The 14,558-nt window shown below is 64.9% G+C and carries 13 protein-coding genes and 2 pseudogenes; 6 read left to right on the forward strand and 9 right to left on the reverse strand.

Annotated features, from left to right (window positions below; translation table 11 throughout):
* Positions 1-3 precede the first annotated feature (3 nt).
* The gene (locus H8A92_RS27950) at positions 4-456 is read left to right on the forward strand and encodes a DNA polymerase III subunit chi (RefSeq protein ID WP_229198735.1); all 453 of its coding nucleotides are present in this window, start codon (positions 4-6) and stop codon (positions 454-456) included.
* A gap of 103 nt (positions 457-559) precedes the next feature.
* Positions 560-1,125, forward strand: a pseudogene (locus H8A92_RS27955) (hypothetical protein).
* 18 nt (positions 1,126-1,143) lie between these two features.
* Here the strand turns inward: H8A92_RS27955 and H8A92_RS27960 are convergent.
* The 3 genes and pseudogenes from H8A92_RS27960 to H8A92_RS27970 all read right to left on the reverse strand — a co-directional run bounded on the left by H8A92_RS27960 (position 1,144) and on the right by H8A92_RS27970 (position 3,781).
* Positions 1,144-3,008 (reverse strand): annotated as a pseudogene (locus tag H8A92_RS27960) (ABC-F family ATP-binding cassette domain-containing protein).
* Positions 3,009-3,120: 112 nt separating this feature from the next.
* A complete protein-coding gene (locus tag H8A92_RS27965) occupies positions 3,121-3,291 on the reverse strand; it encodes a hypothetical protein (protein ID WP_165445535.1) in 171 nt (56 codons plus the stop codon).
* Positions 3,292-3,526: 235 nt separating this feature from the next.
* On the reverse strand, positions 3,527-3,781 hold the full coding sequence (locus tag H8A92_RS27970; protein WP_229198736.1) for a sulfur globule protein precursor: 255 nt from the start codon (positions 3,779-3,781) through the stop codon (positions 3,527-3,529).
* A 349-nt stretch (positions 3,782-4,130) separates the two neighbouring features.
* Between H8A92_RS27970 and ndk the strand changes: the two genes are divergently transcribed.
* On the forward strand, positions 4,131-4,553 hold the full coding sequence (gene ndk, locus H8A92_RS27975) for a nucleoside-diphosphate kinase (RefSeq protein WP_229198738.1): 423 nt from the start codon (positions 4,131-4,133) through the stop codon (positions 4,551-4,553).
* A gap of 111 nt (positions 4,554-4,664) precedes the next feature.
* Positions 4,665-5,504 (forward strand): TerC family protein, encoded by an 840-nt coding sequence (locus H8A92_RS27980; protein ID WP_229198739.1) that lies wholly within the window; start codon positions 4,665-4,667, stop codon positions 5,502-5,504.
* An 8-nt stretch (positions 5,505-5,512) separates the two neighbouring features.
* Here the strand turns inward: H8A92_RS27980 and ppx are convergent, their stop codons facing one another.
* The 4 genes from ppx to H8A92_RS28000 all read right to left on the reverse strand — a co-directional run bounded on the left by ppx (position 5,513) and on the right by H8A92_RS28000 (position 10,647).
* Positions 5,513-7,015 carry an exopolyphosphatase gene (ppx, locus tag H8A92_RS27985; RefSeq protein WP_229198740.1) on the reverse strand — a complete coding sequence of 501 codons (1,503 nt, stop codon included), beginning with the start codon at positions 7,013-7,015 and terminating at the stop codon, positions 5,513-5,515.
* Between the two features lie 12 nt (positions 7,016-7,027).
* On the reverse strand, positions 7,028-9,232 hold the full coding sequence (locus H8A92_RS27990) for an RNA degradosome polyphosphate kinase (RefSeq protein ID WP_229198741.1): 2,205 nt from the start codon (positions 9,230-9,232) through the stop codon (positions 7,028-7,030).
* 132 nt (positions 9,233-9,364) lie between these two features.
* Positions 9,365-10,042, reverse strand: coding sequence for a P-loop NTPase family protein (locus tag H8A92_RS27995; protein WP_229198742.1), 678 nt, complete (start codon positions 10,040-10,042; stop codon positions 9,365-9,367).
* Positions 10,043-10,104: 62 nt separating this feature from the next.
* Positions 10,105-10,647: a CDP-alcohol phosphatidyltransferase family protein gene (locus H8A92_RS28000; protein ID WP_163151167.1), complete on the reverse strand. Its 543-nt coding sequence runs from the start codon at positions 10,645-10,647 to the stop codon at positions 10,105-10,107.
* A gap of 160 nt (positions 10,648-10,807) precedes the next feature.
* On the opposite strand from H8A92_RS28000, the gene purM reads away from it, so the two are divergent.
* Positions 10,808-11,881: a phosphoribosylformylglycinamidine cyclo-ligase gene (purM, locus tag H8A92_RS28005; RefSeq protein WP_229198743.1), complete on the forward strand. Its 1,074-nt coding sequence runs from the start codon at positions 10,808-10,810 to the stop codon at positions 11,879-11,881.
* A complete protein-coding gene (gene purN / locus H8A92_RS28010; protein WP_229198744.1) occupies positions 11,878-12,528 on the forward strand; it encodes a phosphoribosylglycinamide formyltransferase in 651 nt (216 codons plus the stop codon). The genes purM and purN overlap by 4 nt, the downstream gene beginning before the upstream one ends.
* Positions 12,529-12,635: 107 nt before the next feature.
* On the opposite strand, the gene H8A92_RS28015 is transcribed toward purN, so the two are convergent.
* Together H8A92_RS28015 and rnd are read right to left on the reverse strand one after the other, a co-directional pair.
* Positions 12,636-12,839, reverse strand: coding sequence for a cold-shock protein (locus tag H8A92_RS28015; RefSeq protein WP_021079877.1), 204 nt, complete (start codon positions 12,837-12,839; stop codon positions 12,636-12,638).
* 366 nt (positions 12,840-13,205) lie between these two features.
* Entirely contained in the window at positions 13,206-14,354 is a 1,149-nt protein-coding gene (rnd, locus tag H8A92_RS28020; RefSeq protein ID WP_229198745.1) for a ribonuclease D, read from the reverse strand.
* Between the last annotated feature and the right edge of the window lie 204 nt (positions 14,355-14,558).

The following is a 14,558-nucleotide window of genomic DNA, read 5'->3' on the forward strand; positions in this document are numbered from 1 at the left end:
CGCATGACCGAGGTTCTGTTCTACCATTTGCAGAACATGACGCTGGAAAGCGTCTTGCCGCCGTTGCTCGAGAAGTCACTCGAGCGCGGCTGGCGCGTGGTCGTGCAATCGACGTCGCAGGAGCGCACCGAGACGCTCGACGCGCATTTGTGGACTTACACCGACGATTCGTTCCTGCCGCACGCGAGCTCGCGCGCGGCCGACGCACAGGATCAACCGATCATCCTGTCGATCGAGGAGGGCAATCCGAACGGGGCCAATGTCCGCTTCCTGGTCGACAATGCGGCACTGCCCGCCGACTGCGACAGTTACGAGCGGGTGGTCCTCGTGTTCAACGGCGACGATCCCGATGCGGTCGCGTCGGCGAGGGAGAGTTGGACGGCGTGCAAGGCGCGCGGCTTCGAGGTCACCTATTGGCAGACCGACGAGCGGGGACGCTGGCAGCGGCGCCAATAGCGATATCTACTAATTAATGATAATTCGACGTTTCCGGGGGCGGGTCACGGTCATGCCGCAAAGTGATGTTCGGACAAGCCCTTAGGTAGAGGGATCAGGAGCCTTGTCGATCGTGCGGGATGGAACATTCAGTCGGAAGTCGCTGCTGGCGTTGCTGGTGCTTGCGCCGGGCCTTGCCGGCTGCTCGGGCGCATCCGACGTGTTTTCGCGCGATGCGGATTGGTTCTCGCGCCCTGGGCGCGTGTTCATCCGCAACATCTCGATCGAATCGCCGCCGCTGACGCCGGACAAGCCGGTGACCAACGACGATCTCGTTAGTGCCGACGGAAGCTGTCCGGGCATGGCACCGCCACCGGGTGCCGCGGACGCGAACGCGCAGGCTCCGGGGGCCCGCCGCCGCAGCCGACCGGCGGCAGCGTCGCACTCGGCCACACCGAATGCGACGTCGTGCGTGGTATCGGCGCCCCCGATAGCGTGAACCTGTCCAGTGGGCCGGGTGGCGGGCGCGTTGCGGTCGTGACCTGGTCGCGCGGCGCGCGTGCGGGCATCTACACCTTCACCTCGGGGCGCCTGTCGTCGGTCGAACGTGGCCCGGATCCTGTGCCGGAGCCGAAGGTCGCGAAGCCGAAGAAGAAGCCGAAAAAGCCGGCGTCAACCTCGAACGGTTGAGCCGCAACCCGCAAGATTCTAGTTCGTCGCCTCGTCGAGTTCGGCGCTGGCCTCCAGCCATTCTTCCTCGGCGCGTTGCAGCGCGCTCTCGGCACCGGCGCGCGCCTTGGTGAGCTGCGCAGCCTGCTTGGGATCGCGCGTAAAGATATCGGGCAGCGCGAGTGCGGTGTCGATCTTGGCGATGATGCCGTTGATACGCTCGATCTCGGTCTCGGCTTGCGCCACGCGCTGCCGGGGTGAAGTGCGCTTCTCGTTCCGGCTGCGCTCGGGCTTCGCCGGCTGCTCCTTGACGCGTTCGCGCGACGCCGGCCGGCCGTCATTGGCCGACAGGATCATGCGGCGATATTCGTCGAGGTCGCCGTCATAGGCCGTGACGGTCTGGTTCGCCACGACCCACAATCGGTCGGCGCAGGCCTCGATCAGATAACGATCGTGCGAGACCATGATGATGGCGCCGGGGAATTCGTTGATCGCCTCCGCCAGCGCCGCGCGGCTGTCGATATCGAGATGGTTGGTCGGCTCGTCCAGAATGATCATGTTCGGGCCGTAGAACGTCGCAAGTCCGAGCAGCAGGCGCGCCTTCTCGCCGCCCGACAGGCTTCTCACCAGCGTGTCGCCGGCCTTGCCGGAGAAGCCGATCGCGCCGACGCGGCCGCGCACCTTGCTCTCGGGTGCCTCGGGCATCAGCTTGCGGATATGATCGTAGGGCGAGCCGTCGAGATTGAGCTCGTCGACCTGATGCTGGGCGAAATAGCCGACCGATAGCTTGTCGGCTCTTGTGATCTTGCCCGAGAACGGCGCGAGCTTGCCGGCCAGCAGCTTGACCAGCGTCGACTTGCCGTTGCCGTTGGAGCCAAGCAGCGCGATGCGGTCGTCGGTATCGATGCGCAGCGTCACGCGATTGAGCACGGGCTTGCCCGGCTCGTAGCCGACCGAGACGTCGTCGACCGCAATGATTGGCGGCGACAGCAGCTTCTCCGGCGCCGGAACGAGATCTCGTGGACATCCTGGGTCACCAATGCGGTGATCGGCTTCATCCGCTCCAGCATCTTGACGCGCGACTGCGCCTGCCGCGCCTTGGAGGCCTTGGCCTTGAAGCGGTCGACGAAGTCCTGCAGGCGCTTGCGCTCATCGGCCTGCCGCTTGGCATGCTTGGCATCGAGCAATTCACGCGAGGCACGCTGTTCCTCGAACGATGAATAGGTGCCCTTGTAGAGCGTCAGCTTGCCGCGATCGAGGTGCAGGATCTGATCGACCGAGGTGTCCAGCAGATCGCGGTCGTGGCTGATCACGATCACCGTGCGCGGATAATTGGCGAGGTGGTTCTCGAGCCACAATGTGCCTTCGAGATCGAGATAGTTGGTCGGTTCGTCCAGCAGCAGCAGATCGGGCGCCGAGAACAGCGTCGCCGCCAGCGCGACGCGCATGCGCCAGCCGCCGGAAAATTCCGCGCATGGCCGCGCCTGGTCCGATGTCGAGAAGCCGAGGCCGGAGAGGATAGCAGCTGCCCGGGCGGGAGCGGAGTGGGCGTCGATGTCGACAAGCCGGGTCTGGATCTCGGCGATGCGATGCGGATCGTGCGCAGTCTCGGCCTCGCGCAGCAGCGCGTCGCGCTCGAGATCGGCCTTCAGCACGACGCTGATGAGGCTTTCGGGTCCGTCGGGCGCTTCCTGCGCAAGGCTGCCGATGCGCCAGCGCGGCGGCAGAGCGATGCTGCCGCTCTCGGTCGGGAGGTCGCCCCGGATGGCATGAAACAGGGTCGACTTGCCGACGCCGTTACGGCCGACAAATCCGACGCGCGCGCCCGGCACAATTTGCACAGAACTGTGATCAATCAGCAGCCGCCCGGCGATCCGGACCGAAATGTCAGTGATGGAGAGCATTGCAGCGTTTTCACCGGACCCGCCGCCAAACGCAACCCGTCTGTTGGTAAAATCTGTCCGGGCAACGGCCCCGAAAGAGCGTTTGGGCTGCCGGTCAGCCAGCCCAAAATATCTAGCGACGATCGCTGTCTCGTCGTTGCATCTCGTCGAGAAGCTGCTGCAGTCGGGACGACAGCGCCGGCTCCGGCCGCATGCTCTGCTGAAGCCGTTCACCCACCGCATCGCAGATGTAGCGGCAGGTCTTGTGGTCAATCTGATCGGCGTCGTTGTCGATCTTCGTCATTGTCATTGTCATGGCAGATCTCTTGGATGTTTCTTGGCGAGTTCCACCTCGCGTGTTCGGTAAATTCTTGCCATGACAAGTCGCGACCCCGAATTTGGTTTCCGCTCCGCCTTGCTCTCGCCTTGAGGTGGTGGGGCGCATCGCGCCGCCGGGTTCCCGGATGGGTACGAAAAAAGCCCCGGCGCGAGGCCGGGGCTGGGGTCAGTCAGGGGAGTAGTCGACAGAACCAGATGGATCAGTAGCAGCGGTTGACCACGCGCCAGCGGGGACCCCACGGGGTCGGCACGACGCGGCGGACATAGCAGCCGCCATAGCCGTATCCGTAACCGCCATAATAGGCCGGACCACCGACGATAACGCGCGGGCCGCCCCACCAGCCGTGATGCCATCCACCGTGCCAGCCGCCCCAGGCGGAGGCGGAGGTCGGGGCGAGCGCGGCAGCACCGAGCGAAACCGCGGCAATGGCAGCAAGCGAAATTTTGCGTAACATGATCGTCTCCTCGAGGTATGGGCGCGCGTGACGCGCCCGCGGTGACATCGTTTCCCGAGACGTCCTGTGAGGCTTGCGGATGGGGAGCCAGCAAGGCGTCCGATCGATGCAGAGCCTAAGTGGCTGGAGCTGAACGGCAACGGCACGGCACTGACAGAATGGGTTCACCTAGGTGAAATCGCGGTAAGCCGGCCGAGCCGGCCTCTTTCCGGAGACTGCCAGACGACGGTTTTCGTTGCGAAAATGCGTCAAAACTAAAGGCTAACGCGTCACAGGGTCGCTTGCCGTTATCCGATCGCGCCGATATAAGCCCCGGCAACTCCCAGCCACTGTTTACAAGGACGAAATCATGGCGATTGAACGCACCTTTTCGATCATCAAGCCCGATGCCACCGAGCGCAACCTGACCGGCGCGGTCAATGCGGTGATCGAGAAGGCCGGCCTGCGGATCGTGGCGCAGAAGCGCATCCAGATGACCCGCGGCCAGGCCGAGACCTTCTACGCGGTCCACAAGGCACGCCCGTTCTTCGGCGAACTGGTCGACTTCATGACCTCGGGCCCGGTGGTGGTCCAGGTGCTGGAAGGCGAGGGCGCAATCCTCAAGTATCGCGACGTGATGGGTGCGACGGACCCGTCGAAGGCCGCCGAAGGCACCATCCGCAAGCTCTATGCGAAGTCGATCGGCGAGAATTCGGTGCATGGTTCGGATGCACCGGAGACCGCGGTGATCGAGATCGCGCAGTTCTTCGCCGGCAACGAGATCGTCGGCTAACGCCGAACAATTGAAAATGACGCGGTCTCCCGAGGAGACCGCGTCGTACTAAACTGGGGAGCGGCGGACGACCGCCACCAAAGGCGGCCGCAAGGCCGAATAGGACTCGCTGTGGACTGGCTGTGGCAGATCTTTGATCCGGCGTACATCGGCGCGTTCTTCACCGAGTTCAAGAACGAGATGGCGACGCCGACCTTCTGGGTCGCCGTCGGCAAGATCATATGGATCAATGTCCTGCTGTCGGGCGACAACGCGCTGGTGATCGCGATGGCCTGCCGCGGGCTCGCACCGCGCCAGCGTCTGTGGGGTATGATTCTCGGCGCCGCCGCGGCGGTGCTGCTGCGCGTCATCTTCACCGGCATCGTCGCCAGCCTGATGGCGCTTCCCTACCTGAAGCTCGTCGGTGGACTGGCGTTGATCGTGATTGCCGCCAAGCTCCTGGTGCCGGAGCAGGAGGACGATGACAGCGTGCACGCGGCCTCGCATCTGTGGGCCGCGGTTCAGATCGTCGTCGTCGCCGATATTGTGATGAGCCTCGACAACGTGATCGCGGTGGCGGCTGCCGCCAATGGCAGCGTGCCGCTGCTGGTGCTCGGCCTTGCGATCAGCGTTCCCCTGATTGTTGCCGGCGCGGCGTTGATCATGGCGCTGCTCACCAAGCTGCCGGTCCTGGTCTGGGCCGGTGCGGCGCTGCTCGGCTGGATCGCCGGCGACGTCATCGCAACCGATCCGGCCGTGCATCCGAAGCTCGATGCGCTGTTCGCCGGCCCGCTCGGTGCCAGGCTGGATTCGTGGCTGACGTCGATCGGGATGTCGCCGCACTTCGGACACGGCGGCAATGGTGGCGAGATCGCGCTCGCCGTGCTCGGCATTGCCGTGGTGCTGGCGATCGGATCGCTCTGGCGCCGCCACGCGGTCCGCAAGGCCAAGCAGGCCGCCAAGGTGGCGTGATCTGAACGCTAGCGCCGCACGATCGAGCCTGCGCGCCCGACCAGCCGTGCCAATTGCTTGAAGCGGCTGCCGACGCGGTCGGCGACCAGATCCACCATCCGATGCTCGAACACCAGCATCAGCTTGCGACCCTGGGTGCGGAAGTGCGTCGCCGGCAACACGCCGGTGCGCGCCGCCGTGATCAGATGCGCGACGCGGAACGCGGCACCGAGCACACGCGCGCGCTCGTCCATCGCCGGCGTCACCAGCGCGCGGATCTGCGGCGGCGGTTCGTTTTCCTCGCTGAGGCCAGCGTAGCGATAGAACACCGACAGCGCGACGAAGGCGCGGCCCTGATGCGTGATCGAGCCGAAATTGCCGTTCATGATCAGGCTGAGGGTTTCCTCGCCACGATGATCGGGGTGCACCCGCCAGCCGATGTCGGAGAGCAGGCAGGCGACGTGACGCAGCCTGCGATCTTCCTCGGTCTCGCGCAGTCTGACGACGCGCACCAGGCGGTCGGTCCACGCGGTCAGCTCCTGAGCGTGGCGTGCGGAGCGCGACAGTAGCACGTTGAGGTCCTGCGCGGCGCAGACCAGCCCGTCCTTGGCGCGCTCGGCCTGCGGCAGCATCTCGTAGAGCAGGCCCTCGCGTACGCCGAAGGTCGAGAACACGATGGTCTTCGGCTGGGCCACGCGGATGATGTATTCGAGCACGAGCGCGGCGTAGGCCAGCAGCGGCCGCCGCGCATCGGCGACCGACTCGATGTTGGCCAGCATGTCGGTGGCCGCAAGCCGGCGCAGCCGCTGTGCGAAGTCGAGCGCGTCGGCCGCCGGAATTGAATAGCCGTGCATCACCTTGAGCGGGTAGCCGCTCTGGATGATGTGGATGCGTGCCAGCGCGCGCCAGGTGCCGCCGACCGCGTAGAAGGTGCGGCCACGGCCGGTCTTGAGCTGGGCAACGCCGAGCAGCTCGTTCTTGACGATGCGTTCGGCGCGCTTGAGCGATTTGTTCGAGAGGTCCTGCAGCGCAAGGCTGCCGAGCGGCAGCGTCACGCCGCTGCGCACGCGGTTGCCCTTGACGTCGATCAGTTCGAGCGAGCCGCCGCCGAGATCGCCGACAATGCCGTTCGGATTGTGCACGCCCGAGACGACGCCGAGCGCCGACAGCTTCGCTTCACGCGGTCCGGTGAGAATCTCGATCTTGGCGCCGCAGATGCGCTCGGCCTTGGCGATGAAGTCGGGACCGTTCTTGGCGTCGCGGCAGGCTGCGGTTGCGATCGCATAGACGCGGCCGACCTGCTGGATCTTGCACAGCGCGCGAAAGCGGCGAAGTGCGGTCAGCGCCTTGTTGACGGCGTCAGTTGCGAGCAGGCCGGTGCTCTGCACCTCGCGGCCAAGCCCGCACAGCGCCTTCTCGTTGAAGATCGTGACGAGGCTGCGCGCCATCGCCTCGTAAACCACGAGACGAACCGAGTTCGAGCCGATATCGATGACAGCGACGCTGGAAGCGCGCTTCCGCGGCCGCTTCACCGTAAAGCCCCCTTAAGACGATGGCTGCTGACGCTCGTTGCGACGCGTGAGACGGCGCGGTGAAGATTCCTTGAGAGACTTACCACGGCCGGACAGACTCGGATTTGTCATAAAATAGTCATGTAGATTGAAGGGCTCTTCGCCTTTCGCGGCCTTCATACGCGTTGACGACCCATCGGGCAACAATTGCCAGCTCTGCTCATTGTCCTTCAGGTTCGCGACCATGATTTGTTCGAGAACCTGCTGATGCACCGTGGGATTTTGCAGCGGACAGAGAACCTCGACGCGGCGGTCGAGGTTGCGCGGCATCATGTCGGCGGAGGAGATATACACAGCAGCTTTTGTGCTCGGCAGGCCCTGGCCCATGCCGAAGCAATAGATTCGGCCGTGTTCCAGGAACCGGCCGATCACCGATTTGACGCGGATATTCTCCGACAATCCCGGCAGTCCGGGCCGCAGGCAGCAGATGCCCCGCACCACGAGCTCGACCGCGACGCCGGCCTGCGAGGCCTCGTACAGCGCGTCGATGATGTCAGGATCGACCAGCGCATTCATCTTCATCCAGACCGCGCCGGGCCGGCCATGCTTGACGTGGGCGATCTCGCCATGGATGTGCTCGATGATCCGCTTGCGCAGCGTCAGCGGCGACACCGCCATCTTCTCGATGTCGCTCGGCTCGGCATAGCCGGTGATGTAATTGAACACCCGCGCGACGTCGCGGCCGATGATCGGATCCGAGGTGAAGTAGGAGAGGTCGGTGTAGATGCGCGCAGTGACCGGATGATAGTTGCCGGTGCCGGTGTGCACATAGCTCGTGAGATTGCCGCCCTCGCGGCGCACCACCATCGACAGCTTGGCGTGCGTCTTCAGTTCGATGAAGCCGTACACCACCTGCACGCCGGCGCGTTCGAGGTCGCGGGCCCAGCGGATATTGGCCTCCTCGTCGAAGCGCGCCTTCAATTCGATCAGCGCGGTCACCGACTTGCCGGCTTCGGCGGCTTCCGCCAGTGCGCGCACGATCGGCGAATTGTTCGAGGTGCGATAGAGCGTCTGCTTGATCGCGACGACGTCGGGATCACGCGCCGCCTGTTGCAGGAACTGGACGACGACGTCGAAGGATTCGTAGGGGTGGTGGACCACGAGGTCCTTCTGGCGGATGGCGGCGAAGATATCGCCGCCATGGTCGCGCACCCGCTCGGGGTGGCGTGGCACGTAGGGCGGGAATTCGAGATCGGGGCGATTGAGGCGGGTGAGCTGCGACAGCTCGTTCATCGCGAGCACGCCGTCGACCAGGATCACTTCATCGTCCGCGGCCGACAATGCGTGCTGCACGAAGATGCGCAGCTCTTCGGGCATCGTGGCCTCGATCTCGAGCCGGATCACCGATCCGCGGCGGCGGCGCTTGAGCGCCGTCTCGAACAGGCGGACGAGGTCTTCGGCCTCTTCCTCGATTTCGAGTTCGGAGTCCCTGATGATGCGGAACGCGCCCTGACCCTTGACGGTGTAGCCGGGGAACAGGCGGCCGATGAACAGGCCAGTGGCCTGCTCGAGCGTGATCAGCCGCGCCGGCGCGCCCTCCTTGTTGGAGGGAATGCGGATGAAGCGGTCGATCTTGCCGGGCATGCGGATCAGCGCGTTCATCGCCTTGCCGTCGGAGATCCGCGACAATTGCAGCGCGACGGTGAAGCCGAGGTTCGGGATGAACGGGAACGGATGCGCCGGGTCGATCGCCAGCGGGGTCAGCAGCGGGAAGATGTTGTGGAGGAAGTGATCCTCGATCCAGCTGCGCTCGGACTTGGTGACGTCGCGCCCGTCGACCAGCTGGATGCCGACCTTGGCCAGGATGTCGCGCAGGTCGCTCCAGATCGCCTGCTGGTCGGAGGCGAGCTGCGACACGGTTTTGTTGATCATCACGAGCTGCTCGGCCGGCAGCAGGCCGTCCGGGCTGCGCTCGGCGATGCCCTCGCGGACCTGCGCCTTGATGCCGGCGACGCGGACCATGAAGAACTCGTCGAGGTTGTTCGCCGAGATCGACAGGAAGCGGACCCGCTCCAGCACGGGATGGCCAAGATTGACCGATTCCTCGAGCACCCGCCGGTTGAAGTGCAGCCAGGAGAGCTCCCGGTTGATGAATCGCTCGGGGCTGGTTGCGATCGCGGGGATGGGCGGGAGTTCCGCCTCTTTTTCTTTGATTTCAGGTGCTTGTGCCGAGTCCATCAAGTGCTGGTCCAATTCGGGGCAGGGGGCCGGAGCGGTCTAGCGGAGGGCCGCACCGACCATGTGATATTGCGATGACGTTTCGATGACATTGATGTTCCACCCGCCTGCGCCGTCAAGCCGCGGCATCGCTCAGGCATCACGCAACAACTCCGCCGCGAGCGCCCTGGTCACCGGACGGCCGAGCCGGAGCGCCTCGGTATCCAGCAGCTCGACCGCCTGCCGGACCGCGGCATAGGAGCGCTCGATCCGGTTGGTCAGATAGCTGACCAGCGGTTCGTCCACGCTCATCTGGCGGTCGGCGCAGAATTTGAGGATCAGGCCGCGGAACAGCTGGTCGTCGGGCGGCAGCAGCGTCACCGTCGGCACCGCGCGGAGCCGCGACCGCAGATCGCGCAACTCGATCTCGAATGCCGACGGCGGAACGCGCGCCGTGATCAGCACGAAGGCATCGTCCTGGCGCGCGAGATTCATCAGGTGAAACATCGCGCGCTCGTCGAAATCCGACGGCCGGAGATCCTCGACCACCAGCGCGCCGGTCGCAAGCGCCGTGGGCACCGCATCAGCGGTCAGCGCATGCGCCGCGGTTGCGCGCGCGCCGGCGATCTCGGCCCAGATCGCGGCGAGGTGGCTCTTGCCGGAGCCGTCGGGCCCGACCAGCAGCATGATTCGGTTCGGCCAGTCGGGCCAGCTGTCGATCAGCGAAAGTGCTGCCTCATTGGCGGGCCCTTCCAGGAAATCGTCGCGGGTCAGTTTCTCCTCGTGCGGCAGGGCCAAGGCCAATTGACGAGGTTGAACGCTACCGGCCACGCAAGTCTCCAAACCACTTCATTTTAGCATGGTCGCGGCGCAAACGCTTTCCGGATCACGCTCTACCGAGCTTCGATCGTGCCCATGTGCCGCACCCACTCCACGAGATAGAGGGACACCGAACCCAAAGTAAAGATCGTGACCAGACCCATCAGGATCCAGTCGTAGGGATGCGGCTCGAAGCCGAATCCGAGCGAGGCCAGCACCAAGGCCGCGAAGCCGACTTGCGCCGCCGTGTTCAGCTTCGACACCATCAGCGGCTTCATCTCGACCGGCTTGTCGAACAACCATGACACAATCACGGCGGAGACGATCATGATGTCGCGCGACACCACGAGAATCACGATCCAGCGCGGCACTGCGCCCCAGATTCCGAGCGCGACATAGATCGACACCAGGAGCGCCTTGTCGGCGAGCGGGTCGAGCAGGGCGCCGAGCTCGCTCGTCATGTTGAAGCGCTTGGCGAGGAAACCGTCGACCGCGTCCGAGACGCCGGCGATCACGAAGATCGCGAACGCGATCTCCATCTGGCTCGACACGATGGCCCAGACGATCACCGGCACCAGGATGATGCGGCCGAGGGTGATGATATTCGGAATGCTCAAGTTGGGTCGCTTCCCGGCTAGAAGCCTGATTTTACTCGATATCCGGCTCTTTTGCGCAGCGGCCGGATGTTATCTACATAGTATCGCGGCAGCATTGCCGCGAGCCATTGCGCGGGGGCGGAATTCCTCGTAACCAGCCCCCTATCATCTGGAATTGGGCATGACCGAGCGCAAAAACGGGCTCACTTACGCGGATTCGGGTGTCGATATCGACGCCGGCAATCGTCTGGTCGATCTGATCAAGCCGATGGTGCGGGCCACCGCGCGGCCCGGCGCGGACGCCGAGATCGGCGGATTCGGCGGGCTGTTCGACCTCAAGGCCGCCGGCTTCAAGGATCCGGTCCTGGTGGCCGCGACCGATGGCGTCGGCACCAAGCTGAAGATCGCGATCGAGACCGGCATCCACAGCGGGATCGGCATCGACCTGGTCGCGATGTCGGTCAACGACCTCGTCGTGCAGGGCGCGGAACCGCTGTTCTTCCTCGACTATTTCGCCTGCGGCAAGCTGCATCCGGAGGCCACCGCGCAGATCGTCGCCGGGATCGCCGAGGGCTGCCGCGAATCCGGCTGCGCGCTGATCGGCGGCGAGACCGCCGAGATGCCCGGTCTCTACAAGGACGGCGATTACGACCTCGGCGGCTTTGCGGTCGGCGCGGCCGAGCGCGGCACGCTGCTGCCGACCGGGGATATTGCGGCCGGCGACGCCGTGATCGGGCTGGCATCCTCGGGCGTGCACTCCAACGGCTATTCGCTGGTGCGCAAGCTCGTCGAGCTGTCCGGCATTGCCTATGACGCGCCGGCGCCGTTCGCGCCGGTCATGACGCTCGGCGCGGCGCTGCTGACCCCGACCAGGCTCTATGTGAAATCCTGCCTGCGCGCGATCCGCGAGACCGGCGCGGTGAAGGGGCTCGCCCACATCACCGGCGGCGGCTTCACCGACAACATTCCGCGCGTGCTGCCGAAACATCTCGGTGTCGGCATCGACCTGGCGCGGCTGCCGGTGCTGCCGGTGTTCAAATGGCTGGCGGAGCAGGGCGGTATCGCCGAGCTCGAACTGCTGCGCACCTTCAACTGCGGCATCGGCATGATCGCGATCGTCAAGCCGGACGCGGTCGATGCGGTTACCGAGGCCTTCACCGCCGGTGGCGAGACCGTGACGCTGCTCGGTGAGGTGATTGAGGCCAAGGGCGAGGATCGTGTGGTCTATAACGGTCATCTCGATCTCTCGCGATGAAGCGCCGCGTCGCCATCCTGATCTCCGGCCGCGGCTCCAACATGGTCGCGCTGATCGAGGCTGCCAAGGCTCCGGATTTTCCGGCCGAGATCGTGGCCGTGATCTCCAACCGCGCTGACGCAGCCGGACTCGAGAAAGCGGCCGCGAGCGGCATTCCGACCATCGTCATCGAGAGCAAGCCGTTCGGCAAGGACCGCGCCGGCTTCGAGGCAGTGCTGCAACGGGCGCTCGACGACAGGCAGGTCGAGCTGATTTGTCTGGGTGGCTTCATGCGGCTGTTCACGGCCGAATTCGCGCGGCACTGGTACGGCCGGATGCTCAACATCCATCCGTCGCTGCTGCCGTGCTTTCCCGGCCTCGACCCGCACGGCCAGGCCGTGCGCGCAGGGGTCAAGCTGTCCGGAGCGACGGTGCATTTCGTGATCCCGGAGACCGACGCCGGACCGATCGTGATGCAGGGCGCGGTCACCGTGGCCGACGATGACACGGCCGAGACGCTCGCCGCGCGCGTGATCGGAATCGAGCATCGCATCTATCCGGAGGCGTTGCGGCTTCTGGCGAGCGGCCGGCTCAAGCTCGAAGGCGACCGCTGCAAGACGCAGGGCAGAGCCGCAACGGACGGCACGCTGATTGCGCCGGCGCCTTAGGGCGCGGTTGCAAGTGAGATCCCCGAGAAGAATCCCCCGGGTGATGCTGCCGGGGGAGACAGCAGGATGAATTCCGCTAGCAGCGGCGATCAGTGAAACTTCGAGGTTCAGTGAACCTTGAGGTTCTCTGCCGACGCCTTGCCGCGGTTCTCCACCAGCTCGTACTCGACGGTCTGGTTCTCGTTGAGTGTGCTTAGGCCAGCGCGTTCGACCGCCGAGATGTGGACGAACACGTCCTTGTCGCCGACGGCCGGCTTGATGAACCCGTAACCTTTGGTCGGGTTGAACCATTTGACGGTACCCTTCGGCATCGTCTCTCTCCCAGTTTAGACATAAAAAAGACGCGGCCACGTTTTCCACGTGCCACGCCACAAGCGTGCTTTCCGCTGTCTGTTCGATTTCCGTGTCTTCAGATCCAAAGTCTTCAAGTCCGAAGTTTCGCCTCTCGAAGGCTTGGATATCGAAGCCCTGGATATCAACGTCGTGAAACGCACAGTCGAACGGCCGCAATCCGATTGTGAAGGGATTGCAACACGAAAATTGCCCCTTAGCAAGCGCGGTGGTTTCGCTTGACGCAACCTCAGCCTGTGCCGGGCGCTCTCCGCCGTGAAAGGTTCGGCCGGTGGCGGACGGTCGATGGCGCCGGAACCCGGCGTGCAGCAAGCGAACGACGTGCGCTAGCCCCGATCCACCCGCACCACACGGCCCTTGTCGATCGCGAGCGCGAGCTGGCCGTGCTTGAGCTTGAGCGCCGCTTCGCCGAACAATTCGCGCCGCCAGCCGTGCAGGGCGCCGACCTCGGCCTGATCGCTGGCCGCGATCTGCTCGAGATCGTCGACGGTGGCGATCACCTTGCTGGCAACGCCGTGGCGCTCCGAGGTCATGCGCAGCAGCACCTTCAACAGCTCGACGGTTGCCGCGCCGTTGGAATTGTTTCGGGGTTTTTCCAGCTTGGGGAGCGTCGCCTGGTCCCGAGCGAGCCCACGCTGCACGGCGGCAATGATATCGGCGCCCCATTTCGAGCGCTCGAAACCTTTCGGCAGCGAACGCAGATTGCCGAGCTTGTCCAGCGAGGTCGGCGCATGGGTGGCGATATCGCCGACCGCATCGTCCTTGAGCACGCGCGAGCGCGGCACGTCGCGGCTCTGCGCCTCCTGCTCGCGCCAGGCGGCGACCTCGATCAGCACCGCGAGCTCGCGCGGCTTGCGCACGCGGGTCTTGAGCCGCTCCCAGGCGCGCTCGGGATGGAAGTCGTAGGTCTTCGGCGAGGTCAGGACTTCCATCTCCTCGCTGACCCATTCGCTGCGGTCGCGCTTGCGCAAGTCGGCGTCGAGCGCCGCGAACACCTCGCGCAGATGGGTAACGTCGGAGACGGCGTAATGCAGTTGCTCTTCGCTCAGCGGACGGCGCGACCAGTCGGTGAAGCGATGGGTCTTGTCGGGGCGGTGGCCGGTGACGCGATCGACCAGCTGGTCGTAGGCGATGCTGTCGCCGTAGCCCAGCACCATGGCGGCGACCTGGGTGTCGAAGATCGGATGCGGGATCGTGCCGGAGAGATGCCAGACGATTTCGATGTCCTGCCGCGCGGCGTGGAAGACCTTGAGCACGGCCTCATTAGACATCAGCTCGAAGAACGGCTTGAGGTCGATGCCGGGCGCCAGCGCGTCGACCACGACGGCCTCTTCCGCGCTCGCCATCTGCACGACGCAGAGCAGGGGATAGTAGGTCGTCTCCCGCAGGAACTCGGTGTCGACGGTGATGACCTTGTGTTTGGCGAGCCGATCACAGGCGGCGGCGAGGTCGGAGGTCGTGCTAATCAGATCCATGAAGTATCCATGACGGCTTGACCCCACGCGTTCTGCCGAAAGGGCCGCTATGTCAAGGGTCTTGCAGGGGTTTTGGCCCTGCCTCGGGCGAGGGACAGGGCATTTTTGAATTGATTGGGTGCGATTCGGGGGCGTTTTCAGCCCGGTCGCGCCGGGAATCCGTCGGTCGTCTCGGCGAAAGCCATCGGCGGTGTCGTCGCCCGG

Origin of the sequence: Bradyrhizobium acaciae (assembly GCF_020889785.1) — a bacterium.
GTDB lineage: Bacteria > Pseudomonadota > Alphaproteobacteria > Rhizobiales > Xanthobacteraceae > Bradyrhizobium > Bradyrhizobium acaciae.